The sequence below is a fragment of the Pseudoalteromonas sp. H105 genome (assembly GCF_001469215.1).
In the GTDB taxonomy this organism is placed as follows: Bacteria; Pseudomonadota; Gammaproteobacteria; order Enterobacterales; family Alteromonadaceae; genus Pseudoalteromonas.
On sequence record NZ_LOFH01000003.1, the window covers coordinates 226542 to 250885 of the forward strand.

Sequence of the window (24344 nt, forward strand, 5' to 3'; positions counted from 1 at the left end):
GGGTCTGCGTGAGCGATTTATTATCCCAAGATGAAATTGATGCGCTATTACACGGTGTTGACGAAGTCGAAGAGGAAGATATTCAAGATGGTGAAGAAGGTGACGGTGGTAATACACTGCAATATGACTTCTCCTCGCAAGACCGTATTGTTCGTGGGCGGATGCCGACGCTCGAAATCGTTAATGAACGGTTTGCTCGCCATATGCGAATAAGCTTATTCAACATGATGCGCCGCACTGCTGAAGTGTCAATTAATGGCGTTCAAATGATAAAGTTTGGCGAATATATTCATACCTTATTCGTTCCTACCAGTCTCAATATGGTTCGTTTTCGTCCGCTAAAAGGGACAGGGCTTATCACCATGGAAGCACGCTTGGTGTTTATCTTGGTCGATAACTTTTTCGGAGGTGATGGGCGTTATCACGCTAAGATTGAAGGCCGGGAGTTTACGCCAACTGAACGCCGTATCGTGCAAATGCTACTAAAAATCATTTTTGAAGATTACAAAGAAGCATGGGCACCCGTTATGGATGTCTCGTTTGAATACCTTGATTCTGAAGTAAACCCTGCTATGGCTAATATTGTTAGCCCGACAGAAGTGGTTGTAATTAGCTCTTTCCACATAGAACTTGATGGCGGTGGTGGGGATTTTCATATTGCACTGCCATATTCTATGCTGGAGCCTATTCGTGAACTACTAGACGCTGGTGTACAATCTGACACAGAAGATACCGATTTACGCTGGAGTAAAGCGTTACGTGATGAAATCATGGATGTTGAAGTTGAGCTTTCTACGCAGTTGCTGGAAGTTGAACTGAATTTAGAGCAGATCATGGAATTTAAGGCTGGTGATATTATTCCGGTAGAAATGCCAGAACACATTACTGTGTTTGTTGAAGACTTACCAACATTTAGAGCAAAAATGGGTCGCTCTCGCGATAACGTTGCGTTACAAATTAGTGAAAAAATTAAACGACCTGAGTCAGTTAAATCAGAATTACACGTCTTCACAAAAGGTGGTAAAAAACTTGACTCAGACGCAGAATTAGCAGAACTAGAAGACGATCTACATCTCTCTGAAGGTGTGGATTTAGACTGGTAGAGAAAAAGGTTTAAAAGTATGAGTGATGACCAAGATACAATGGACGAATGGGCAGCGGCCCTAGCTGAAGCTGAAGGCACGGATGATGGTGCTAATGCGCAAGTTGCAGAGCTTGATGAGCTAAGTGACGCTAAACATGAAATGAGTAATGAAGAGAAACGTAAGTTAGATACAATTTTAGACATTCCAGTTACCATTTCTATGGAAGTTGGGCGATCTAAAATTAACATTCGTAATTTATTACAATTAAACCAAGGCTCAGTTGTAGAGCTTGATCGCGTTGCGGGTGAGCCTCTCGATGTGTTGGTCAATGGCACATTGATAGCACATGGTGAAGTTGTCGTAGTCAATGACAAATTTGGTATTCGTCTTACCGATGTTATTAGCCAAGTTGAACGGATTAAAAAGCTACGATGAGTGTATGGGCTGTACTTTCTTCTACGGTCACGAGTGCTACCCCATCGGCAACTCCGATGGGGGATATTATATCAATGGCTATGTCACTTATTATGGTACTAGTATTGATTGTTGTACTCGCTATCTTCGTAAAAAAAATAAACCCCAACCTTACTAACAGTGACGAATTTAAAGTTGTGCGCAGTTTACCGCTCAGTACGAGAGAGCGTCTAATGGTGGTTGAAATTGATAATGCTCAGCATTTATTAGGTGTTACACCTCACAGCATTAATTACCTGTTGAAGCTGGAAAACCCCTTAACTGAAAAAGAGCTCCCAGCTTTGGCCAAACGGTTTGGTAACTTATTAAACTCTAATCAGAATAAAAAGAACACATAATATGATGAAGTGGCTGTTAATACTCGTTAGTTTTGTATTTATCCCAACGGTTAGCGCTGAGGGAATTGAAGCGCTTAATATCACGACTAATCCTGATGGCTCGCAAGACTACTCTGTGACACTACAAGTACTTGCAATCATGACTGCGCTGAGTTTTATTCCGGCAGCAGTAATAATGATGACGTCATTTACGCGCATTATTGTGGTGTTGGCGATTTTGCGTCAAGCCATTGGTCTACAACAAACTCCTTCAAATCAAATTCTGCTCGGCATGTCATTGTTTCTAAGTATTTTCATCATGACGCCGGTATACCAAAAGGTAAACGAACAAGCCATTGAACCTTATATGAATGAACAGGTTACATCAATACAAGCACTGGAACTTGCCAAAGAACCCATGAAAGCGTTTATGTTGTCTCAAGTGCGAATAAAGGATCTAGAAACGTTTGCTAAGATAGCTGGCTACGATCAATTAGACTCTCCAGAAGCTGCGCCTATGATTGTGCTAATACCTGCTTTTGTGACCAGTGAATTACAAACCGCATTTATTATTGGTTTTATGTTTTTTATTCCATTTTTGATTGTGGATTTAGTGGTTGCATCAGTATTGATGGCGATGGGTATGATGATGCTATCGCCTATGATCGTCTCATTACCGTTTAAAATTATGTTGTTTGTTTTGGTTGATGGCTGGAGCCTCGTAATGGGGACGTTAGCCAAAAGTTTTGGCCTTGGGGTCTAGCTGTGTTCTTTCAATTAAAAATCAATCAGCGCAAGGAGTAACACATGGAACCGGAGATTTTCGTCGATATTCTTAGTGATGCTTTATTTTTAGTTATTAAGTTGGTTTCGGCAATCGTTGTACCAGGGCTTTTAGTCGGGCTAGTGGTCGCGGTATTTCAGGCTGCCACATCAATCAATGAGCAAACATTGAGCTTTTTGCCTCGCTTATTAATCACGATAAGTGCACTTATTGCGGGTGGGCACTGGTTAACCCAAGAGTTGATGGACTTTTTTACCCGATTAATAATGATTATTCCAGAAATCGCGGGCTAATATGGATTTTCCATTTTCAGTGATAATTCAATGGCTAAGTGATTTTTTACTGCCATTAGTGCGGATCAGCTCGATGATTATGGTAATGGCGGGGATTGGTGCTAAAAATGTCCCCACACGCATAAAAATGGGACTAGCTGTTGTTATTACCTTTTTAGTGGTACCTGTTTTACCACCTGCTAGTTTTAATAATTTATTCTCTTTTCAAATGTTACTAGTCGTCATTCAGCAAATGTTGATTGGTATCGCGATTGGCTTCGCCTCATTGTTGATGTTAAATACCTTTGTACTGGCTGGCCAAATACTGGCAATGCAAACAGGTTTAGGTTTCGCTTCTGTTGTAGACCCTTCAAATGGTATGAGTGTACCAGCGGTTGGTCAATTCTATCTTATCTTGGCCACCCTGTTATTTTTTGTCTTTAATGGGCATTTAATGATGATTCAAATGGTCGTACATAGTTTTAATGTGCTACCTATTGATGGTAGTTGGTGGGCGGTCGACCATTATTGGGATATTGTAATGTGGGGTGGGTGGATGTTCACAACAGCCTTGGTACTGTCATTGGCACCACTAACCGCGATGTTAGTGATCAATATGTCTTTTGGTGTAATGACTCGTGCTGCGCCACAGTTAAACATTTTTTCAATTGGTTTTCCTTTTACGCTTGTCGCTGGACTTGTCATTATTTGGGCAACATTAGGTAATTTTATTACTCAATATGAGTTTCAGTGGTTAAAAATGGTTGAGCTAATGTGTACTTTAGTTGGTTGTTCGCCCTAGGAGCGCATCATTATGGCTGAAGATTCAGGTCAAGAAAAAACAGAAGAACCCACGGGTAAGAAAATTTCCGAATCCAAGAAAAAGGGCCAAATAGCGCGCTCGAAAGAACTTGGTACTATGTTTGTATTGATTTTTTCTGCGATTTCTTTGTTGATGTATGGACCTGAAATTGGCAAGGGGCTTTATAATATTATGGGTCGTATGCTCAGCTTAAACCGTAATGAGACGTACGATACAACAAAAATGTTCTCCGTATGGGGGTCAGTTGCTGATGCGCTTATTTTTCCTATGGCCATGTTTGTATTTATTATTGTCCTTGCTGGTATTATCGGAAACACTTTATTAGGCGGCTTTAACTTTAGTTGGCAAGCTGCGGCACCAAAGGCAAGTAAAATGTCACCTGCTAAGGGGATAAAACGAATGTTTGGCCCCCAAGCGGGCGTTGAATTAGTTAAGTCAATTTTAAAGTTTGCGGTCGTAGCTGGTTTCGCGGTGTTTTTGATCAACACGTTTTTTGATGAAATTTTGCATTTAAGTATTGAAAGTGCACCAGGTAATATTATTCATGCTTTAGAGATTTTGGCATGGATGTTTTTAGGCCTGACGTGTACTTTAACGATCATTGCTGCAATTGATGCGCCTTATCAAAGTCATACTCACCATAAGCAACTTAAAATGACCCTTCAAGAAGTCAAAGATGAGTATAAAAATTCAGAGGGTGATCCACAAATAAAAGCCCGAATCAGGCAAACGCAAAGGCAAATGTCACAACGTAGAATGATGCAGGACGTTCCTGATGCCGACGTTGTTGTTACCAATCCAACTCACTACTCTGTGGCCTTAAAGTACGATACAGAGCGCGCAGGCGCACCCATAGTCGTTGCCAAGGGTGTTGATGAGATGGCAATGCAAATACGTAAAATAGCCAAAGGGAATGAAGTGCCCGTTGTTGAGTCGCCGATGTTAACGCGTGCTTTATATCATACCGCTGAAGTTGGCGAGCAAATCCCTGATCAATTATTTACCGCGGTCGCGCAAGTATTAGCCTATGTGTTTCAGCTAAAACGCTTTCAAAAAGGGCGTGGAAAGCGACCTACAGCATTGAATAAAACATTGCCTATTCCAGACGCTTATAAATACTAATTAATACTGAATGCGTAACTTGGAATAGTTATTGCAAATTCCGTACAGTGTCAATTTTTTGAAATTGTAGAGTTATGGAATTTAAAGCTGTATTACAACAACTTAATAAAGATAAGAAAGAGTACGCAAAAGGCGTTGGCACGCCTTTACTAGTCCTCGCTGCGTTGGGGATGGTTATTTTACCACTGCCTCCTTTCTTACTTGATATTCTTTTTTCGTTTAATATAGCCCTCGCTCTAGTGGTTTTATTGGTAACTGTTTACACCATGAAACCGGTCGATTTTGGTATGTTCCCTGCAGTATTACTTATCGCAACCATTATGCGTTTGGCGCTTAATGTTGCCAGTACGCGCGTGGTATTACTTGAAGGCCACAATGGCGGTGATGCTGCAGGTAAAGTAATTGAAGCCTTTGGGTCTGTGGTTATCGGTGGTAACTATGCTGTTGGTCTCGTCGTATTCTTAATTCTCATCATTATAAACTTTGTCGTAATCACCAAAGGTGCTGGACGTATTTCAGAGGTATCAGCGCGCTTCACGCTAGACGCTATGCCTGGTAAACAAATGGCAATCGATGCTGACTTAAATGCGGGTTTTATTAGTGCAGAGCAAGCTCGTGACCGTCGTGAAGAAGTGACTCGTGAAGCTGATTTCTATGGCTCAATGGATGGTGCGAGTAAATTCGTTAAAGGCGATGCGATAGCCGGTATTGTTATTCTAATCATCAATATAATTGGGGGCTTATTTGTTGGTATGATCCAACACGACCTTTCATTTGGTCGTGCAATGGAGGTGTATACATTATTGACCATCGGTGATGGTTTAGTTGCTCAGTTACCCTCATTACTTTTATCGATTGGTACTGCGATTGTTGTTACGCGCCAAAATGAATCGCTTAATATGGGCGATCAATTCAAGAGCCAGCTCGGTAACGAAAAGTCATTGTTTATCGCTTCAGGTATTTTAATTGTAATGGGCTTAGTACCGGGTATGCCACATTTTGCATTTTTAAGCTTAGGCGCACTACTAGGCTACCTTGCTTACTATACGCAACAAAATAAGCTTAAAGCAGCGGCAGCAAAAGAAGAGGAGGCTGCAAACGGTGGCCCAGCAGGAACTGGTGTTGCCAATAAACAAGAGCAAAAAGAACTTGGTTGGGATGACGTGCAGCAAGTGGATGTCATCGGCTTGGAGGTTGGCTATCGCCTAATTCCTCTCGTTGACCAATCACAAGGGGGTGAATTGTTGAATCGCATTAAAGGCGTACGTAAAAAGCTTTCACAAGAACTTGGCTTTTTAGTACCGCCTGTGCATATTCGCGATAATCTTGAGTTAGACCCTAATGCATACAGAATAACAATGATGGGTGTATCAAGCGGAGAAGGTGAACTTAAACATGGCGATGAGCTTGCAATCAACCCGGGTCAAGTATTTGGCCCGATCAAAGGCATAGAAACGAAAGATCCAGCCTTTGGTTTGGATGCGGTATGGATTAAGGCGAATCAAAAAGATGAAGCTCAGTCATTAGGCTATACCGTTGTTGATGCAGCCACTGTAGTTGCAACACATATTAGCCAATTACTGACTAACAGCGCGGCACTGTTGCTTGGCCATGAAGAAGTACAAAACTTATTAGATATGCTTGCGAAAAGCCATCCGCGCTTAGTGGAGGGCCTTGTGCCAGACGTACTACCGCTGACAACGGTAGTCAAAGTATTACAAAATTTACTCAATGAAGGCGTTGCAATACGTGATATGCGTTCAATTGTTCAGACACTTGTTGAGTATGGCCCAAGAAGCCAAGACCCAGATGTACTAACGGCTGCAGTGCGAATTTCATTGCGTCGATTAATCGTTCAAGATGCGGTTGGTATGTCTTCAGAAATCCCAGTCATAACTTTGGCGCCTGAGTTGGAACAGATGTTGCATCAGTCACTTCAAAATGCAGGCGACGAAGGTGCCGGAATAGAGCCAGGACTTGCAGAGCGACTTCAACAATCATTGAATGAAGCGCATCAAAACCAAGAAATGGCCGGTGAACCTTCGATATTGCTAACGTCAGGAATGTTACGCACTGTGTTATCTCGGTTTGTTAAGTACACCATCCCAGGTTTGCGGGTAATGTCTTATCAAGAGGTACCAGACGAAAGACAGATCAAGATTGTCAGCTCAGTAGGCCAATAATTGATTAGAAGGGTTGTGAACCATGAAAATAAAACGTTTTTTTGCTAAAGATATGCGGACCGCACTGAAAGAAGTTAAAGATGAACTAGGTGTTGATGCGGTTATTATGTCAAATAAAAAGCTGGCTAATGGCGTTGAGATTGTTGCTGCTGTTGATTACGACAAAGCTGCACCACAAGAATCAGCTCCTAAGCCTGCGGCTCAAGCGCAAAGCAACCCTAATTTTATTAAGCCTGCGCCAAAACGTGCGCCACAAGAACCACAGGCTGCTGTGGCTGATAGTTTACAAGCATTGCTAGAACGTCAGTCTCCTCGTCCTCGTTCTCCAGAGCTTGCGTCTATGTTTAGCCAATCTGGTATCGATACTTCAACGCAATATCAGCCTCAGCAGCAGACTCATCAGTCTGATAGACGTCCTGAACCACAATCAAATGCCGGTTTTTCGCGCCAACAAACACAAAGTAAAGCACATACTCAGGCTCACAGCCTTGGATTTGATGATGAATTAGAAAGTGGTTTTGATGATCTAGAGACACCTCTGAATTCACACCCAGGTACACACAGTGCGAAAAGTGATGAAATGTCGTCAATGCGAGATGAAATGAACGCAATCCGCCAATTACTTGAACACCAAGTATCTGGTTTAATGCAGCAAGATATGGCGCGTCGTGACCCAACACGCGCTTGTATGATTGACCGTTTAGTTGGTATGGGAATTGAGCATGATGTTGCAGAGCAAATGGCGTGCTTCATTCCTGATGATGTATCTCGTCAAGAGGCATGGAAAGCGTTATTGCAAATGGTTGAAAACCAAATGCATACAACTAATAACGAAATTTTACGTCAAGGCGGAGTATATGCGTTAGTTGGGCCGACAGGCGTCGGTAAAACAACCACTGTCGCTAAGCTTGCTGCGTTGGGCGCTCAAAAGTATGGCGCAGATAAAGTGGCGTTAATTACGACTGACACATACCGTATAGGTGCTTATGAACAACTGGCAACGTATGGACGTATAATTGGGTGTGGCGTAAAGCAAGTAAAAGATGCTAATGAATTAGCAGAAGTTTTATACCATTTACGAAATAAACGACTAGTATTAATTGATACAGCAGGAATGAGTCAGCGTGACTTACGTTTAACAGAGCAGTTAAACACATTAATGCGTAATCAACGTGTTGATATCCGTAATTATTTAGTGTTAAGTGCCACGGCTCAAATAAATGTATTGCAAGAAACGGTGAGACACTTTAAAAAAGTTCAACTAAGTGGCTGTATTTTCACTAAGTTGGATGAATCTCTTAGTTTAGGCGAGATTATTAGCGTAGCGATTCAAAATCGCCTCCCAATAGGGTATCTTACTAACGGTCAGCGAGTTCCAGAGGATATTCGCGTTGCAAATGCTGAAAAATTAGTTAAAAAAGCAGAGCAGTTATATTTAAAAAGAACAAAAGTACAACATTCAAGGCGCCAAGCAGTAGCGTCAAGCACAGTAGGGATGTATGATTAACACAGTATTAGATCAAGCAAGTGGCCTGCGAAAAATGAGTCAAAACAATAATAACAGCGTAAAAGTTATCGCTGTCACTGGTGGTAAGGGTGGTGTTGGTAAAACCAATGTATCACTTAATACTGCAATAGCTTTAGGCCAATTAGGTAATAGGGTTTTAGTACTGGACGCCGATTTGGGATTAGCAAATTGCGATGTAATGCTTGGTTTACGTGTGGAAAGAAACCTTTCTCATGTGCTTTCTGGTGAATGTGAGTTAGATGAAATACTCGTTGAAGGTCCTGCCGGAATAAAAATTGTACCCGCAACATCGGGATCTCAAAGCATGGTTGAACTATCACCTTCAGAACATGCTGGACTTATACGTGCTTTTAGCGAACTTAATACTGAGTTTGATATCTTAATTGTTGATACCGCTGCTGGTATTTCAGATATGGTATTAAGTTTTTCACGCGCAGCACAAGATGTTATGGTTGTGGTTTGCGATGAACCGACTTCAATTACAGATGCGTATGCACTGATAAAAGTGCTCAGCCGTGAGCATGGCGTATACAAATTCAAAATAGTTGCCAATATGGTGCGCAGTATGCGTGAAGGCCATGAACTATTTGCAAAACTTTCCAAAGTAACAGATCGCTTTTTAGATGTCTCTATGGAGCTGGTGGCAACCGTGCCATATGATGAAAATATGCGTAAATCAACACGTCGGCAAAAGGTTATTGTGGAATTGTTCCCTAACTCCCCAGCAGCCGTTGCATTTAAAACATTAGCGACAAAAGCAGTTAAATGGCCTATACCTAATCAACCATCAGGGCATTTAGAATTTTTCATAGAAAAACTAGTAAACGGCTAACTATGACTGCATCGGTGAGTAAAGCGATGGGATATCAATCAACAGTAAACTTAAATGCTATTATTGAGAAGCATGCTTCGCTAGTAAAAAAAGTAGCGTGTCACCTTATTGCGCGTTTACCTCCAAGTGTGCAGCTAGATGATTTAATACAAGCTGGTATGATTGGATTAATTGAAGCATCGAAAAATTTTGACACCTCAAAAGGGGCTAGTTTTGAAACGTTTGCAGGTATCCGTATTCGAGGTGCCATGCTTGATGAAATGCGCCGTGGTGACTGGGCTCCACGCTCGGTCCACCGTAATAGTAGGATGGTCGCAGAGGCCATTTCTGGGCTAGAAAGCACACTTAATCGTGAACCTAAAGACTTTGAAGTTGCTGAAAAACTTGATATTACGCTAGATGAGTACCATCATATCCTTAGTGATGTAAATTCTAGTAAAGTATTAGGGATAGAAGATTTAGGAGTAGATGAAGATGTCATTACTCCTGTTGGTCAAGATTTTGCGCTGGACAAGCCCTTTAATAACGTTAAGAATGAGCGTTTTAATGAATCCTTGTTAGCTGCGATAAAGTCTTTGCCAGAGCGAGATGGGCTTGTGCTCTCGCTGTATTACAATGATGAAATGAATTTAAAAGAAATTGGGCACATACTCGACGTTAGTGAGTCGCGTGTGAGCCAGATACATGGTCAGGCGATGATTAAGCTAAAAGCAAAAATCAATGACTGGATAAATTAGTAGTAAGTAAATATAGGTTCAGACCTCACCGGAGGATGTTTTGGATAAAAACATGAAAATTCTTGTTGTTGATGATTTTTCAACGATGAGACGTATCATTAAAAATCTTTTAAGAGATTTAGGCTTTACAAACGTACAAGAAGCTGACGATGGCTCAACAGCTTTACCCATGTTACAAAATCAAGAATTTGATTTTGTTGTAACTGACTGGAATATGCCGGGCATGCAGGGTATAGATTTATTACGTGCTATTAGAGCAGATGATACGCTCAAGCATATCCCTGTGTTAATGGTGACAGCAGAAGCTAAAAAAGAACAAATTGTTGCTGCTGCTCAAGCCGGCGTTAACGGCTACATAGTTAAACCCTTTACTGCTGCAACACTAAAAACCAAACTGGAAAAAGTGTTCGAGCGCCTAGGCTAAATAAATAGGAGAGGCTTATGTCAGCACTTGCTGCGCCTCAGATCAGTTTAGAACAAGCCCGTCAGCTTGTTGTTTACCTTGAAAATGGCGAACAAGAAAAAGCTGACCAGCTAATCATTGATGCGGCTTCTCAAGAGCAATCTGAGCTTTTTGCTGAGGTGGGTAAATTAACGCGCCAGCTACATGATGCGTTAAAAAACTTTGAGCTTGATACGCGGTTATCAGATTTGACCACAGACGCGCTTCCTGATGCAAAACAGCGTTTGAACTATGTTATGGAAATGACAGAAAACGCAGCGAATAAAACGATGGATGCGGTTGAAGCTAGTTTACCAATAGCCCAAGAACTAGCAGATGAAATTGCGCAAATAAAGCCAACTTGGGATCGCCTGATGAGTCGTGAGATTGAGCTTGGTGAGTTCAAAGCTCTGTGCCATAGCTTAGATAAGTTTATGAGTCATTCTCATACCAAAACAGATGAATTACAGGGCTTGATGACAAACGTGCTAATGGCACAAGACTTCCAAGATTTAACTGGTCAAGTCATTCGCAGAGTTATTGAATTAGTTAGAGAAGTTGAAGATAGTTTAATTCACTTACTAACCGCTTTTGGTAGCCACGAACTTGGTGGGGAAAAAATAAAAACACCTGCTGAAGTCGAAACACCGCCTGCACAAGATACCCTTGCCGGTCCTGAAGGACCTATTATTGATAAAGAGTCGCGAGATGATGTAGTCAATGGGCAAGATGATGTTGACGATTTATTGTCAAGTTTGGGCTTCTAAGAGGAGAGCACTACATGAGCTTTGAAGTCGATGAAGACATTTTACAAGATTTTCTAGTTGAGGCTGGAGAAATCCTTGAGCTTTTATCAGAACAGCTAGTAGAGCTTGAAAATAATCCGGATGATACTGATTTACTTAATGCAATCTTTCGTGGTTTCCATACTGTAAAAGGTGGAGCTGGCTTCTTGAGCATGACTGAATTAGTCGATGCGTGTCATGGGGCTGAAAACGTATTCGATTTACTACGTCAAGGTGTACGGACAGTCAACTCAGAGCTTATGGATGTAATTCTACAAGCCCTAGACACAATTAACGAGATGTTTGCGACAATTCAAAGTCGTGAAAAGCCAGCACCTGCTGATCCAGAATTATTGGCCGTTTTACATAAATTGAGTCAACCACCTAGTGCCGATGAAAATGAGGTGACGAGTGAAACAATTTCCTCTGAAGAACTTGTTGAGGTAGAGACTGAAGCGCCACCTGCGTCAGCAACTGATGAGGATGACCCATTTGCATTTGATATGCTTTTTAATGGTGAAGTTGAAAGTGATACGCAAGAAACACAGATTGACGAAATCACAGAAGACGAATTTGAAAGTCTATTAGATGAATTGCATGGTAAAGGGCAAAGCCCGATTACTGAGACGGCGAATAGTACTCAAGAAGTTTCTAGTAGCAGTGATATAACAGACGATGAATTTGATAATTTATTAGATGAGTTACACGGCGTAGGTAGTTTTGGTGAAGTAAGTACTGACGCTGCACCAGAAAAGCCTGAATCAGCAAAGGTTCAGGCTACAGCTAAAGCACCTGAAGTGAAAAGCCCAGTTTCGAGTGAGTCGGGTGATGATATTAGCGATGATGAGTTTGAAGCATTGCTTGACGAATTGCATGGCAAGGGCTCTGCGCCAAAAGCTGTTTCAGGAGGAGATGTTGAAAAACCTATAGTTGAAAAGCCTGTAGTTGCAAAGGCAGCAGCCCCTAAACCAACTAAAAAACCAACGCCTGCTCCAGTCAGTAAGCCGCAAAGTCCAGCGCCAAAACAGGTTGATAAAGCTCCTACACCTGCAGCTGCGAAAAAGCCACCACCGCCTCAAGCTGAAACAACTGTTCGTGTAGATACCAAGCGCTTAGATCAAATCATGAACATGGTCGGTGAGCTAGTTCTCGTTAGAAACCGATTGGTTAGCCTTGCAACAAACACAAATAGTGAAGTAATGGGCAAAGCAATATCTAACTTAGATGTTGTCACTGCGGATCTGCAAGGCGCGGTTATGAAAACGCGAATGCAGCCAATCAAAAAAGTGTTTGGACGATTTCCGCGCGTTGTTCGTGATTTAGCGAGAAGTTTGAAAAAAGACATTAATCTATTACTTGTGGGTGAAGAAACGGATTTAGATAAAAATCTCGTTGAAGCACTTGCCGATCCATTGGTCCACTTAGTGAGAAACTCAGTTGACCATGGTATTGAAATGCCTGATGTACGTGAAGCAGCTGGAAAATCAAGAACGGGTACTGTTACGTTATCTGCATCACAAGAAGGTGACCATATTTTACTGACCATTCGTGATGATGGTGCAGGTATGGATGCCGAAAAGCTTAAGAAGATTGCAATAAGTAAGGGAGTACTTGACCACGAACAGGCAAGTCGTCTTTCTGATACTGAGGCTTATAATTTAATTTTTGCACCTGGTTTTTCTACTAAAGAAGAGATCTCGGACATTTCAGGCCGTGGTGTTGGAATGGATGTAGTTAAAACTAAGATTACACAGTTAAATGGGTCTGTTAGCATTCAGTCTGAGTTAGGTGTGGGAACAATATTAGAAATTAAAGTTCCACTGACACTCGCCATACTCCCAACGCTAATGGTTGTTGTTGGTGAGCAGACATTTGCACTTCCGCTTGCCGGGGTGAATGAGATTTTCCACTTAGATCTTACTAGAACTAATGTTGTTGATGGCCAATTAACAATAATAGTGCGTAAAAAAGCAATTCCGTTGTTTTATCTAGAGCACTGGCTTGTAAAAGGAGCTGATAGAACGCAGCGGAAATCTCAGGGTCACGTAGTCATTGTTCAAATAGGCACACAGCAAGTAGGCTTTGTGGTCGACTCCCTCATAGGTCAAGAGGAAGTTGTTATTAAACCACTCGATGCATTATTGCAAGGTACGCCAGGTATGGCGGGTGCTACAATAACTTCAGATGGTGGTATTGCGCTTATTTTAGATGTTCCTAACCTACTTAAGTTCTACGCTGGCTAGTCCTTACTTATCTTAATACGAGAGCCTTTGGCTCTCGTAGGTAAAATTTAACAAGAGTGTACCAATGGCAGTTAAAGTATTAGTTGTTGATGATTCAAGCTTTTTTCGCCGTAGAGTCAGTGAAATCCTTGAACAAGATAAGGATATCGAAGTAATTGGTTTTGCGGTAAATGGCCGTGAAGCTGTAGATAAAACCAGTCAATTGCGTCCAGATGTGATTACAATGGATGTAGAAATGCCTGTCCTTGATGGAATTAGTGCCGTAAAAGAAATTATGGCTGCTAATCCAACACCTATTCTTATGTTTTCTTCATTGACGCGTGATGGCGCTACAGCAACATTAGATGCGCTAGATGCGGGTGCTTTGGATTTTCTACCAAAGAAATTTGAAGACATAGCACGCAATAATGAAGATGCTATAAAGTTATTACAAAATAAAGTTAAAGAAATCGGCCGTAGGCGTATATCTAGGTTTAGCCGACCGACCCCACCTTCGGCCCCTAGAGCTTCACAAACCACGCTATCATCGCCTTCGCGAAACACAGTTATTCAACCTGATCGTTCGTTTAGCAGAGCAACGCAGGCGACGTCTAACTCAAGAGTTGAAGCGCGTGCGTCAGGAAAAAAATATCAAATTGTTGCAATCGGTACGTCGACAGGTGGACCCGTTGCGCTACAAACGATTTTAACAAAGTTACCCGCCAATTTTCCGCATCCAATTTTACTTATCCAGCACATGCCAGCTGCTTTTACGCCAGCGTTTGCTGCCAGGCTAAATGGCTTATGCAAAATTAATGTAAAAGAAGCTCAACAGGGTGATAAATTAGTACCAGGAACTGCTTATTTAGCGCCAGGTGGCCAGCAAATGCTTGTAGAAGGGCGCGGTGGAAATAGAACTTTACGTGTATTTGAAGACGACAGCGCGAGGATTACTTATAAACCGAGTGTCGATGTCACATTCGCCAGTACGGCTAAGTCTTTTCAAGGTGATGTGTTGGCAATTGTGTTAACGGGTATGGGGGCTGATGGCCGTGATGGTTCAAGAATGCTAAAGCAGGCAGGTGCAACCATTTGGGCTCAAGATGAAAAGAGCTGTGTGGTATACGGAATGCCTCAGGCAGTTGCCAATGCCGGCTTAGCAAGTGCTGATATCGCTTTAGACGATGTCGCTAGTCGCATTGTGCGTGAGATTGGTTGTGGATAAACTCTCTTTTTTGGGTGTAATCGTTGGCCTAGGTGCCATCGCATTCGGGTATGCATTAGAAGGGGGAGTGGTATCAGCTCTATTTAGTGGGCCAGCGCTTCTCATTGTACTAGGCGGTACAATTGGAGCTGTCATGCTGCAATCTCCTGCGAGCACGTTTTTGAAAGCGTTAAAAATAAGTTATTGGGTGTTTTTCCCTCCGCGTCATGATATTGACGGAGCGATTGAACAGGTAAAACAGTGGTCAATCAAAGCACGTCAAGAGGGCTATTTAGCACTGGAAGACATTGCACTGAGTCATTCTGATCCTTACGCAGCAAAAGGGCTTAGTTTGTTAGTTGATGGGGTGAATGATAAAGCGCTTCGCGATACATTGGAAATTGACCTTTTACTAGAACGTGAACGTTTACTTGAAGCAAGTAGAGTCTATGAGGCTTTGGGTGGTTATAGTCCAACGGTAGGTATATTAGGGGCTGTATTGGGGCTGATTCAAGCCATGTCTTTTATTACCGAGCCTGAAAAACTGGGAGCGGGTGTTGCAACTGCATTTATTGCAACTATTTATGGCGTTGGTTTAGCAAATTTATTGTTTTTACCAATGGCAAACAAGCTAAAACAGCAAGTGGAACAAAAAATGCTTTATCATGAGTCATTAGCTGAGGGCATCATGGCAATTAGTCAAGGTGACAGTCCTGCTAATATAGTGCTAAGACTAGAGGCTTACCGTATCGACAGACCAACTTTACTACCTGAGTAATACTCCTGATGATGCGTCGCAAACTTCGTAACAATAATTTAAGTAATCAACATACTGAGAGGTGGTTAGTTTCATATGCTGATTACATGACCATTATGTTCGCATTTTTTGTTGTGATGTATGCTATGGCCATCAATAAAGAAGAAAAATTCCAGATTTTGTCAGACTCATTAGAGCAAGTGTTTGTGAAGTCAGCACGACAGCACAGCCAAGAGGGGACGGGGGTTTCTGGCACGGGCTTACTCACAGACAGGGTCAGCCCAGAGAAAGAACTGTTATTTGGTGAGAGTATTCAAAAACAAGAAGTAGGGCCTGAACTGTTGGATGGGCAAAGTGATACAAGTAATGTAAAACAAAAGCACTTAGGTAAACCTCTGGATAGTTTATTAACTAAATTACAGTCGGCTTTGATCGATGAAATTCGCGATGGTGAAGCAAGTTTGGAGTTACATCAGGACTGGCTGATTATAGAATTGAGCTCAGGTATGTTGTTTTCAAGTGGCAGTGCAGTAGCACACAGAAGAGCTAAGTCTGTTATTAGAATGGTTAAAGATATCATTTCACCAGTAGATAATTATATTCGAGTGCGAGGTTATACAGACAACGAGACAATTCGTAATGAAATGTTCCGTTCTAATTGGGAATTATCGGTAGCGCGTGCCACATCGATTTTGATTGAACTAGAAAGTATGGGTATTAACCCTGCAAGGATGGCTATTGAGGGATATGGTCAATATTCCCCTTTCGCTGATAATACAACACCACAAGGGCGTGCAGAAAACCGAAAGGTTGTCGTTGCTTTATCTAAGTACGGGCTGCCTGAGCAAGAGGCGGTTGGCAGTGATGGCTTATTAAAAGAAGTCGCAACTTCAATCCCTGAGGTTGTTGAACTGCCTTCAAATGATAATTCAATTAAAGTAATCCAATTGCCCCATGGTGGGATTCGTATTACAACGCGAAACGAAGAAGAATAAGGTGTAATGTGAAAATTTGGACGGTAGCTAATCAAAAGGGTGGGGTTGGTAAAACAACAACAGCCGTAAGTCTTGCAGGCATATTAGCGTTGCAAGGAAAGCGCGTGTTGTTGATTGATACTGATCCCCATGCTTCTTTAACATATTATTTTGGTATTGACTCTGAGGATCTTGAAGTCAGTGTTTATGACATCTTTGCACGCGGCAATACAATGCAAAGCGAAGAAATTTTACAGGCTTTATGCCCTTCAAATATCGCCAACCTTGATATTTTACCTGCAACGATGGCTATCGCTACGCTAGATCGTAGTATGGGTAATAAAACGGGTATGGGACTTATTTTAAAAAAAGCATTACTTAAGATTAGCGAACATTATGATTACGCCATTTTAGATTGCCCACCAGTATTAGGTGTACTCATGGTAAATGCGCTCGCTGCAAGTGAAAGAATTTTAGTACCTGTGCAAACAGAGTTTTTAGCATTAAAGGGCTTAGACAGAATGATGCGCACAATGGAACTAATGCAAAGCTCGCAATCAAAGCAGTATCAATATACCATTATCCCTACTATGTATGATAAGCGCACGAATGCATCCTTGGAGGCGTATAAAACCCTTCAACAAACATATACAGATAAAGTATGGCCAGGGGTCATCCCCGTCGATACGAAATTTCGCGATGCGAGCCTTGCACAGCAAGTGCCTATCCAATTTTGTCCTCGTTCTCGGGGCGTTTTTGCTTATCGTGCGTTATTAGACTATTTGATTGAACAAGGTTAATTGATGAGCAAGCAATTATTTGCTAACGAAAAAGTAATGACCCAATATTTGGAAGCTTTATTGTGTGATGAAGATGCTTCAGCACTTGAGCCCGTTGCTAAATTACTTGAGCAAGTTAAACCATCAGTTACTGAAAGAGAGCTACCACAAAAAACCAGCTCTCAAGTGATAATGCAGCCTGATGCGTTAGAAGAACCTATTTTAGAGGCGCAGCATACATCAAAGCTTGAGAAACCAGAAATTCAAGCTAATATCAAAGATATAGCTAAAGTAGATATAACGGTTAAAGAGACCGTTAATAAAACACCTGTTCAACGTCAAGAAGACTATTTTGATGGGGAGTTTCAGGCACTCTTTTTTGAAGTGGCTGGGCTCACTCTAGCTGTGCCATTAAAAGCATTGGGTGGGATTCATCAATTAGGAGAGGTGACTCAGCTTTTTGGCAAACCTAAATGGTTTAAAGGTGTCATGCTTAATCGTGATGAAAACTTAAATGTAGTCGATACAGCTCGTTGGGTTATGCCAGAAAAATACACCCAAGAACTGGAAGAAAAGCTAGACTACCAGTATTTAATTACGTTGGGTGATAGCCAATGGGGATTGTTAGCTGAGAAATTAGTTAATAATATTACCCTACGTTCTGAAGATGTAAAATGGCGTGCCAATAGTGGAAAGCGTCCGTGGTTGGCAGGCGTGATTAAAGAAAAAATGTGTGCCCTAATTGATGTAGAGTATTTAAATCAATTGCTGGAACAGGGCTTAGATAGCCGTGAGCAGTAACGATAATCGGAGTAATAGCATGAGCGAAGAAAGATTAGTATCAAGTAGTAAAAATGCCGATAGCAATGATGAAGTATTGCAGTGGGTAACATTTAAACTTGAGTCAGAAACCTATGGTGTCAACGTGATGCAAGTTCAGGAAATATTGCGTTATACCGAAATAGCCCCCGTTCCAGGTGCCCCGAGTTATGTGCTTGGCATCATTAACTTGCGTGGTAATGTTGTTACCGTTATTGATACGCGTGCACGTTTTGGCTTAATGTCTGCAGAAGCAACTGATAATTCTAGAGTGCTTATCATTGAAGCAGAAGAGCAAGTGATCGGTATTTTAGCAGATAGTGTGGCTGAAGTTGTTTATCTTCGCAGCTCTGAAATTGACAGTGCGCCAAATATTGGCACAGAAGAGAGTGCTAAGTTTATTCAAGGTGTAAGTAATCGTGATGGCGAATTATTAATTTTGGTAGACTTGAATAAATTACTAAATGATGAAGAGTGGGATGAGCTAAGCAATATCTAATGCTTACGGATAAACTATGCTGTTACTCTCTTTAGTGTGTAGCGCACTCTTTTTAATATTAGTGTGCTTTGTTTTTTTATATAGTTTGAATAAACGTTTAACTGCATCTGAGCAAGCAAACCAGAATAAACTGGCAGATGCTTTGCAACAGAATAGTATCTTGCGAAGTGAAGTAGCAGAAATGCGTGCTGGTATGCTGAGTATTGGCAAGCGATTAGTTACTGTGGAGCAAAAAAACCAAGAGTTAGCACAGCAACAAGATGCGCAAAAGTACGATGATCCAGACGCAAAAATTTATTCGCGTGCAGTAAAAATGGTCGAACTGGGGGCAGATATTGAAGAGATCATTCGTGAATGCGAGTTACCGCGCGCGGAGGCTGAACTATTGATGTCACTTCATCAACAAAAGGGCGCTAGTTAGCGCCTTTTGTTGCATTTATTATATTAAAGTACTCAGGCCTTAATATTTAACTTACCTTGAAAGTCTTGCCAACCTGGTGGAAATTTACCTCTTAAAACGTATGAAAACGCAATAAGTTCTGCAATAACATAATAGAGCTCTTTAGGAATTTCCTCACCTAGCTCTAGATGAGATAATGTTTTAGCAAGCGATTTATCCTGATGTATTAAAATGCCTTTTTTTTCAGCCGCTGCAATTATTTCCTCTGCTAGATCACCAAACCCTTTACTACTCACGGTCGGTGCTTTACCTGCTTCATAAAGTAATCCAATAGCCGACTTTTGCTCTATGTCACTCATATTTAGACCTTAATATTAATAATGGCGTGGGATTGGTAAAAGGCATTATGCTGTGCAACACCCTGACTTAAATTGAGCTCCCCAACCTGTAACCCATGTGCAGATAATTTATGACGTAAACTTTCAAGATGCGGGTGTGCCATGGCTGTCACTTCTTGGCTGGATGCAAGTAACTTACAATCCAGCGCTTTATCCATCAGCTCGGCCGTTATTTGTAACTGGCCCAGATCAGCATAATCAAAATTTAACCGCACAAACCACACATCCTTACCTTCAGGCTTTTCTTTACTCGGCTTTTTATATTTCCCGAGCGATATTTCCGTCTGCGAAGCGTCAGGTGGCAACCTCATAGGTAAGAAAAATTGCACAAATGCATTGTTCTCTGTTTGTTGATTAATCGGTGTGTTGGTCACTTGACTGACAGTGGTTTTTATTTGGCTCAATTCAGTTGTCAACGCCTGACTACTTGCTTGTTGTAGCTGTTCCTGAAGCTTTTCGCTATTCACTGCTTTAAAATTAGGCACCAATACTTGTAAAAGAGCATCTAGAGAGGTCTGGCCATTGAAATTGGCGACGCCTGATGTGTTAAGAATAGGGGCGGCTAAAATGGCGACACTCAAACTTTCAATAGCTTGACTAAAGCTATTTTGAAACGCAGTTGCAGAGAGGCTATGAGGTGATAGGATACTTAGTACTTCACGTTGAACTGTATGTGGCTGAACTGTTTGACTGCTAATCATTCTGTTAAAGGCTTGATTAACTAACCGATTAAGGTCTGCGTTGTTAGAAACTTTAGGCTGCGCAAGTTGTTCTATTTTTTGCGTTAAAGACTCCCTAGTTAAAGGGAGTTTACTCGTACTAATCAATGCCGTTTCTGCCTTAAAAATCCCTTTTGGAATATTTAATAAAGGGGCGAGTAGTTTAGCTTCAATAGGCAAGCTTATTTGACTACTTACAGGCGGTGAACTTAATGGGGCTTTTATGTTAGCAGGAACAATTTGTTTCGCGGCTAACACCGATGAGCTTGCGCCGTCAATGTTATGTGTTTTGGTATTATTAACCTCTGTTATTACTTTTGCAACATCGGAAGGGGTTGGTATTTCTGGTGATCTCGCTTTGGGTATTGAAGCATTTTGTATTGAACTATGTTGCATTTTAGTCGTGGTTTGTTGAATAGAATCAGGTTTTACTTTTTTTGCAATTTTATTTATATCTGTTGCTGAACCTTCAACTATGGCCGCCAAAGTGGGTGTTGCTATTTGCCTGTTAATTAGTGGTTTACCAGTCGTAGCTTTATCAATATGGGGCTGAGTAGGTATATGGGAATTAGTTATTTTATTTGTAACAGGGGCTTCTTTTGTTAGTTCGGTTTGTGCCTTTATATCAGCCCGTTGAGTGGTTTCAGTTGATTGGCTAATCTGTATTGGATTTATGTGCTTTATCGTTGTTGTCTGTGCCGTTTCAGTTTTGTGTTGTTTTAGCTGATTAGGCAAAAAAGCATGCTCTTTTAAAGAGGTAGTCGCTTTAACTTCGGTTAGTGCATTTAAACCGGCTTTTATCTGTTGAAAAAACTGTGCCAAAGGCGGTGAAGTATGAAAGTGTTTTGGTAGCGCAGTGCCGTTACTTATATCGGCCTGAAAGGAGGTTGGGTGAGTGTTTGCAATCGCTGCTAAATTTATTCGAGAGAGTGATGTTGGAATTAGGCTTCTCAATGTGTGCGTTGTTTGAACCGCATTTTCAGCTTTGTTTATTGATTTAGCGTGTTGAACGGGGCTATCTAAGAGCGCGGAAGGTTTACTAAAAGGTTTTTGTTCGAAGTATCGCACAGCGTCACTGATACGTGTTTTCAAATCCGAAAAACTGACTTGAAGCCATGACTTTATTGGACTGTTTGAATTAATCAGCGGGCTAATTATTGGTTGTTTAGACACGTGTGGTTGCAGTTCTCGTTGTGCTGGCTGCGCCGCTAATAAACTATTGAACGTCTGCGTTAATGAGTTTTTTAGCATCACAACAGCGTGTGGGGTATGCGTTTTTAATAACACACTTTCATTTTGCGCCATTATTTTTACTGGCTGCAAAATTGAACTCAACTGTTGTGCTTTTATGGGCTTTATCGGTACGTTAAATGCGTTTTTTTGCTGAGGAATCGTCAATTCGACCGTATTATTAACGGCTTTTATTTGCCCGTTAGGCACTAAATTTGCGAGCCAAGTTGCTAATTTATTTTGACTAATTGTTTGTTGATGCAAGTTGTCAGCAAACTTATTTAAAACCGTGAGTCTGGTGCCTTTATGATCAGCATTGATGATTGCTTTAAGTGGTTGCTCACCTTGTAAAACACGTGCTACGTCTTTATTTATTGGCAAGCTAGCGTTTAATTGCGGGAGCTGTAATTTTGCAACGGGTTGTGTAACAACGTTAACCGACAATGGTTGATTAGCTAATTGGCTACCAGTACTAATAAAATTTAGTAAATTTTGTAGATGCTTTATTTGATTGATTGCTAAAGATATTTGTTTTGGCAAAATGGTGAGTTGTTTACCATCAGCGCTTAATTGAATGTCAGCTGCGGGGATTTTTTGCGCATTTTCGGGAGATTGCGTGGTTACTAAACGCAAAGTTTGCCAGTGGTCGTTCACCATGATATCAAGTTGCACAGATCCTTTAGCGAATACGATGTTTTTAGCATTCAATGTTTGCCCATTAAGGTCAATATTTTGTCGTGCAGCATCGTGTGTTGACTGTTTTACAGTCAATGAGTTAGCTAAAGATATTTGCGTTGGTTCATTCATTATTTTTAAATCAAATTTTCACTAATCGGTTTCATTGCGTTATTCGTATTACCCTATCATTATGGTAGACTAACACCTAATTTTGGGTATAGAGAATCGTCATCTTGCTACACATTAAGTCCGTCACTTGCATCAAACAAGAGCGCTGTTTGTTTGAGGATCTTAATTTCAGTTTGAAATCGGGACAAATTATGCAGTTAGCCGGCCCAAACGGGGCAGGTAAAACATCATTATTGCGCATTATTGCAGGTTTTGCTGCTCCTGATGAAGGGGATGTTTTTTGGCGAGAAAACTCCATAACAAAAAACTATGATGATTTTGCCCGAGAGTTATTATTTATAGGCCATAAAACAGGTGTTAATGCTCAGCTCACTGCTGTGGAAAATGTACGCTTTTGGTTACAGATACAAGGTTATAGTAACGAACAAGAGTTGTATCCATTACTGGCAAAAATTGGACTCGTCGGGCTTGAAGATGTGCCTGTGCGTTCATTGTCTGCCGGTCAACAGCGCCGCGTTGCGTTGCTTAGGCTTTGGCTTAATGATGCAAAATTATGGATTCTTGATGAACCTTTTACGGCATTAGACAAAGCCGGTGTTGCATTTTTACAAGATAGGTTTGTTAGTCATTTAGAAAATGGTGGGGCTATTTTATTAACTACACACCAAGATTTGACTACACATTTTAATGATTTACAAACGGTTACTTTGGAGTACCGTCACTGATGATACGCCAACATTCTTACTTACAATTATTTAGTGCGGTTTGTAAAAAAGATTTACAATTGGCGTTTCGTCAACGTGCAGAAATAGTAAACCCGTTACTGTTCTTTTTAATTGTGATTACTTTATTTCCACTAGCAATCGGTCCTGAACCCGGTCTACTAGCTCGAATGGCACCCGGTATTATCTGGGTTGCAGCTTTATTATCTACCATGCTTGGGTTGGATAAAATTTTTCGTGATGACTATCATGACGGAAGCTTGGAGCAGTTAATAGCCTCTTCTTATCCACTACCACTGACCGTTTTAGCCAAAGTGTTTGCGCATTGGCTGATTACCGGCTTACCTTTAGTGTTGATGACCCCTGTTTTTGCATTGTTGTTAAATTTAGACAGCCAATCATTGGTAGCAACGGTACTCACTCTTTTGTTGGGTACGCCATTATTAAGTTTCATCGGTGCTATTGGCGCCGGTCTCACAGTCGGTTTACAAAAAGGCGGTATATTAATGAGCCTGCTTGTTTTGCCTTTGTATATCCCTGTTTTAATTTTTGCAACGTCTGCTATTGATACTAGTTCAATGTCATTGGATTATAGTGGGCAGCTTGCCATCCTTGGTGCGATGCTCGTCGTCGCTATTATGAGCGCACCAATCGCCATATCGTCAGCATTAAAAGTGAGTGTAAGTTAATATGTGGAAGTGGTTACATCCCTACGCTAAAGCAGATCGTGCATATCAATTATGTAATACGTTACTGCCCTATTTTGCCGTTATTACGGTTGTGTGCATGGTTGTTGGTTGGATTTGGGGCTTGGCTTACGCGCCAGCAGACTACCAACAAAAAGACAGCTATCGCATTATTTTTATTCATGTTCCCTCAGCTATTTTATCTATGGGTGCTTATTCATCAATGGCCATTGCGGCGATTGTTGCTTTGGTTTGGCAGTTAAGAAACGCTGAGCTTGCTGTTATTGCTATTGCCCCAGTGGGGGCATGTGCTACGGCAATCGCCTTAATCACGGGCGCTGCATGGGGAAAACCTATGTGGGGTGCTTGGTGGGTATGGGACGCAAGGCTTACGTCTGAACTTATTTTGTTATTTTTATACTTAGGGGTGCTGTCTTTATATCACGCCTTTGAAGATAAAAAAGCCGCGGGTCGAGCGGCGTCGATTCTTGCTATTGTTGGAGTGATTAATTTACCAATCATTCATTTCTCTGTTGAGTGGTGGAACACCTTGCATCAAGGCGCATCTATCACAAAGTTTAATACCGAAGCGATTGACCCAAGTATGTTTTGGCCATTAATGGTTAACATCGTCGCGTTCGCGGCATTTGTTGGCACGGTAACATTAATTCGCCTTAAAAATGAGATTTTACAGCGTGAAAAACATCGTCCTTGGGTTCGTCAGTTGATTAAAAGGGGTTAGTT

At 41.4% G+C, this 24344-nt stretch carries 26 protein-coding genes; 24 read left to right on the plus strand and 2 right to left on the minus strand.

The window, feature by feature from the left end; all coding sequences use genetic code 11:
- The first annotated feature begins 8 nt into the window (after positions 1-8).
- The 21 genes from fliM to ATS75_RS07310 all read left to right on the plus strand — a co-directional run bounded on the left by fliM (position 9) and on the right by ATS75_RS07310 (position 19059).
- On the plus strand, positions 9-1103 hold the full coding sequence (gene fliM / locus ATS75_RS07210) for a flagellar motor switch protein FliM (RefSeq protein ID WP_058559772.1): 1095 nt from the start codon (positions 9-11) through the stop codon (positions 1101-1103).
- A gap of 18 nt (positions 1104-1121) precedes the next feature.
- On the plus strand, positions 1122-1520 hold the full coding sequence (fliN, locus tag ATS75_RS07215) for a flagellar motor switch protein FliN (protein WP_058559773.1): 399 nt from the start codon (positions 1122-1124) through the stop codon (positions 1518-1520).
- Entirely contained in the window at positions 1517-1897 is a 381-nt protein-coding gene (gene fliO / locus ATS75_RS07220; protein ID WP_058559774.1) for a flagellar biosynthetic protein FliO, read from the plus strand. Before fliN ends, fliO begins: the two co-directional genes overlap by 4 nt.
- A 1-nt stretch (position 1898) precedes the next feature.
- Positions 1899-2639 carry a flagellar type III secretion system pore protein FliP gene (gene fliP / locus ATS75_RS07225; protein WP_058559775.1) on the plus strand — a complete coding sequence of 247 codons (741 nt, stop codon included), beginning with the start codon at positions 1899-1901 and terminating at the stop codon, positions 2637-2639.
- A 44-nt stretch (positions 2640-2683) separates the two neighbouring features.
- Entirely contained in the window at positions 2684-2953 is a 270-nt protein-coding gene (fliQ, locus tag ATS75_RS07230; protein WP_058559776.1) for a flagellar biosynthesis protein FliQ, read from the plus strand.
- A 1-nt stretch (position 2954) separates the two neighbouring features.
- Positions 2955-3734 (plus strand): flagellar biosynthetic protein FliR, encoded by a 780-nt coding sequence (gene fliR, locus ATS75_RS07235; protein ID WP_058559777.1) that lies wholly within the window; start codon positions 2955-2957, stop codon positions 3732-3734.
- 12 nt (positions 3735-3746) lie between these two features.
- Entirely contained in the window at positions 3747-4877 is a 1131-nt protein-coding gene (gene flhB / locus ATS75_RS07240) for a flagellar biosynthesis protein FlhB (protein WP_058559778.1), read from the plus strand.
- A 74-nt stretch (positions 4878-4951) separates the two neighbouring features.
- On the plus strand, positions 4952-7060 hold the full coding sequence (gene flhA, locus ATS75_RS07245) for a flagellar biosynthesis protein FlhA (protein WP_058559779.1): 2109 nt from the start codon (positions 4952-4954) through the stop codon (positions 7058-7060).
- A gap of 22 nt (positions 7061-7082) precedes the next feature.
- The gene (flhF, locus tag ATS75_RS07250) at positions 7083-8567 is read left to right on the plus strand and encodes a flagellar biosynthesis protein FlhF (RefSeq protein ID WP_058559780.1); all 1485 of its coding nucleotides are present in this window, start codon (positions 7083-7085) and stop codon (positions 8565-8567) included.
- The gene (locus tag ATS75_RS07255) at positions 8560-9420 is read left to right on the plus strand and encodes a MinD/ParA family protein (RefSeq protein WP_058559781.1); all 861 of its coding nucleotides are present in this window, start codon (positions 8560-8562) and stop codon (positions 9418-9420) included. Before flhF ends, ATS75_RS07255 begins: the two co-directional genes overlap by 8 nt.
- A gap of 26 nt (positions 9421-9446) precedes the next feature.
- Positions 9447-10157, plus strand: coding sequence for an RNA polymerase sigma factor FliA (locus tag ATS75_RS07260; RefSeq protein WP_058559935.1), 711 nt, complete (start codon positions 9447-9449; stop codon positions 10155-10157).
- Between the two features lie 40 nt (positions 10158-10197).
- Positions 10198-10581, plus strand: coding sequence for a chemotaxis response regulator CheY (gene cheY, locus ATS75_RS07265; RefSeq protein ID WP_054203298.1), 384 nt, complete (start codon positions 10198-10200; stop codon positions 10579-10581).
- A 17-nt stretch (positions 10582-10598) separates the two neighbouring features.
- Positions 10599-11366, plus strand: a complete 768-nt coding sequence (locus ATS75_RS07270; RefSeq protein ID WP_058559782.1) for a protein phosphatase CheZ — start codon at positions 10599-10601, stop codon at positions 11364-11366.
- Between the two features lie 14 nt (positions 11367-11380).
- Positions 11381-13627 (plus strand): chemotaxis protein CheA, encoded by a 2247-nt coding sequence (locus tag ATS75_RS07275; protein ID WP_058559783.1) that lies wholly within the window; start codon positions 11381-11383, stop codon positions 13625-13627.
- 64 nt (positions 13628-13691) lie between these two features.
- Positions 13692-14831, plus strand: coding sequence for a protein-glutamate methylesterase/protein-glutamine glutaminase (locus ATS75_RS07280; RefSeq protein WP_058559784.1), 1140 nt, complete (start codon positions 13692-13694; stop codon positions 14829-14831).
- Positions 14824-15588 (plus strand): flagellar motor protein, encoded by a 765-nt coding sequence (locus ATS75_RS07285; protein ID WP_058559936.1) that lies wholly within the window; start codon positions 14824-14826, stop codon positions 15586-15588. The genes ATS75_RS07280 and ATS75_RS07285 overlap by 8 nt, the downstream gene beginning before the upstream one ends.
- Positions 15589-15596: 8 nt before the next feature.
- Entirely contained in the window at positions 15597-16562 is a 966-nt protein-coding gene (locus ATS75_RS07290; RefSeq protein ID WP_058559785.1) for a flagellar motor protein MotB, read from the plus strand.
- 8 nt (positions 16563-16570) lie between these two features.
- Positions 16571-17341: a ParA family protein gene (locus tag ATS75_RS07295; protein ID WP_058559786.1), complete on the plus strand. Its 771-nt coding sequence runs from the start codon at positions 16571-16573 to the stop codon at positions 17339-17341.
- A gap of 3 nt (positions 17342-17344) precedes the next feature.
- Entirely contained in the window at positions 17345-18121 is a 777-nt protein-coding gene (locus ATS75_RS07300; protein WP_058559787.1) for a chemotaxis protein CheW, read from the plus strand.
- A gap of 19 nt (positions 18122-18140) precedes the next feature.
- On the plus strand, positions 18141-18638 hold the full coding sequence (locus ATS75_RS07305) for a chemotaxis protein CheW (RefSeq protein WP_058559788.1): 498 nt from the start codon (positions 18141-18143) through the stop codon (positions 18636-18638).
- A gap of 16 nt (positions 18639-18654) precedes the next feature.
- Positions 18655-19059 (plus strand): DUF2802 domain-containing protein, encoded by a 405-nt coding sequence (locus tag ATS75_RS07310; protein ID WP_058559789.1) that lies wholly within the window; start codon positions 18655-18657, stop codon positions 19057-19059.
- A 32-nt stretch (positions 19060-19091) separates the two neighbouring features.
- Here ATS75_RS07310 and ATS75_RS07315 read toward each other — a convergent pair whose 3' ends face one another.
- Together ATS75_RS07315 and ATS75_RS07320 are read right to left on the minus strand one after the other, a co-directional pair.
- The gene (locus ATS75_RS07315) at positions 19092-19397 is read right to left on the minus strand and encodes an EscU/YscU/HrcU family type III secretion system export apparatus switch protein (protein ID WP_058559790.1); all 306 of its coding nucleotides are present in this window, start codon (positions 19395-19397) and stop codon (positions 19092-19094) included.
- A 2-nt stretch (positions 19398-19399) separates the two neighbouring features.
- Positions 19400-22192: a flagellar hook-length control protein FliK gene (locus tag ATS75_RS07320; RefSeq protein ID WP_058559791.1), complete on the minus strand. Its 2793-nt coding sequence runs from the start codon at positions 22190-22192 to the stop codon at positions 19400-19402.
- 104 nt (positions 22193-22296) lie between these two features.
- On the opposite strand from ATS75_RS07320, the gene ccmA reads away from it, so the two are divergent.
- The 3 genes from ccmA to ATS75_RS07335 are packed head-to-tail and all read left to right on the plus strand — an operon-like array spanning position 22297 to position 24342.
- Positions 22297-22917 (plus strand): cytochrome c biogenesis heme-transporting ATPase CcmA, encoded by a 621-nt coding sequence (gene ccmA / locus ATS75_RS07325; RefSeq protein ID WP_082665431.1) that lies wholly within the window; start codon positions 22297-22299, stop codon positions 22915-22917.
- The gene (gene ccmB / locus ATS75_RS07330) at positions 22917-23603 is read left to right on the plus strand and encodes a heme exporter protein CcmB (RefSeq protein ID WP_058559793.1); all 687 of its coding nucleotides are present in this window, start codon (positions 22917-22919) and stop codon (positions 23601-23603) included. The genes ccmA and ccmB overlap by 1 nt, the downstream gene beginning before the upstream one ends.
- Position 23604: 1 nt before the next feature.
- Entirely contained in the window at positions 23605-24342 is a 738-nt protein-coding gene (locus ATS75_RS07335; protein ID WP_058559794.1) for a heme ABC transporter permease, read from the plus strand.
- Positions 24343-24344 lie beyond the last annotated feature (2 nt).

Bases quoted from the DNA above. Each gene is read 5' to 3' on its own strand.
- ATS75_RS07335 (WP_058559794.1), top strand. From the start codon at position 23,605: ATGTGGAAGTGGTTACATCCCTACGCTAAAGCAGATCGTGCATATCAA.
- ATS75_RS07270 (WP_058559782.1), top strand. From the start codon at position 10,599: ATGTCAGCACTTGCTGCGCCTCAGATCAGTTTAGAACAAGCCCGTCAG.
- ATS75_RS07280 (WP_058559784.1), top strand. From the start codon at position 13,692: ATGGCAGTTAAAGTATTAGTTGTTGATGATTCAAGCTTTTTTCGCCGT.
- ATS75_RS07305 (WP_058559788.1), top strand. From the start codon at position 18,141: ATGAGCGAAGAAAGATTAGTATCAAGTAGTAAAAATGCCGATAGCAAT.
- fliO (WP_058559774.1), top strand. From the start codon at position 1,517: ATGAGTGTATGGGCTGTACTTTCTTCTACGGTCACGAGTGCTACCCCA.
- fliR (WP_058559777.1), top strand. From the start codon at position 2,955: ATGGATTTTCCATTTTCAGTGATAATTCAATGGCTAAGTGATTTTTTA.
- fliP (WP_058559775.1), top strand. From the start codon at position 1,899: ATGATGAAGTGGCTGTTAATACTCGTTAGTTTTGTATTTATCCCAACG.
- ATS75_RS07320 (WP_058559791.1), bottom strand. From the start codon at position 22,192: ATGAATGAACCAACGCAAATATCTTTAGCTAACTCATTGACTGTAAAA.
- fliN (WP_058559773.1), top strand. From the start codon at position 1,122: ATGAGTGATGACCAAGATACAATGGACGAATGGGCAGCGGCCCTAGCT.
- fliQ (WP_058559776.1), top strand. From the start codon at position 2,684: ATGGAACCGGAGATTTTCGTCGATATTCTTAGTGATGCTTTATTTTTA.
- ATS75_RS07260 (WP_058559935.1), top strand. From the start codon at position 9,447: ATGGGATATCAATCAACAGTAAACTTAAATGCTATTATTGAGAAGCAT.
- ATS75_RS07290 (WP_058559785.1), top strand. From the start codon at position 15,597: ATGATGCGTCGCAAACTTCGTAACAATAATTTAAGTAATCAACATACT.
- ATS75_RS07315 (WP_058559790.1), bottom strand. From the start codon at position 19,397: ATGAGTGACATAGAGCAAAAGTCGGCTATTGGATTACTTTATGAAGCA.
- flhF (WP_058559780.1), top strand. From the start codon at position 7,083: ATGAAAATAAAACGTTTTTTTGCTAAAGATATGCGGACCGCACTGAAA.
- ATS75_RS07300 (WP_058559787.1), top strand. From the start codon at position 17,345: ATGAGCAAGCAATTATTTGCTAACGAAAAAGTAATGACCCAATATTTG.
- ATS75_RS07255 (WP_058559781.1), top strand. From the start codon at position 8,560: ATGATTAACACAGTATTAGATCAAGCAAGTGGCCTGCGAAAAATGAGT.
- flhB (WP_058559778.1), top strand. From the start codon at position 3,747: ATGGCTGAAGATTCAGGTCAAGAAAAAACAGAAGAACCCACGGGTAAG.
- ccmB (WP_058559793.1), top strand. From the start codon at position 22,917: ATGATACGCCAACATTCTTACTTACAATTATTTAGTGCGGTTTGTAAA.
- ATS75_RS07275 (WP_058559783.1), top strand. From the start codon at position 11,381: ATGAGCTTTGAAGTCGATGAAGACATTTTACAAGATTTTCTAGTTGAG.
- ATS75_RS07310 (WP_058559789.1), top strand. From the start codon at position 18,655: ATGCTGTTACTCTCTTTAGTGTGTAGCGCACTCTTTTTAATATTAGTG.
- flhA (WP_058559779.1), top strand. From the start codon at position 4,952: ATGGAATTTAAAGCTGTATTACAACAACTTAATAAAGATAAGAAAGAG.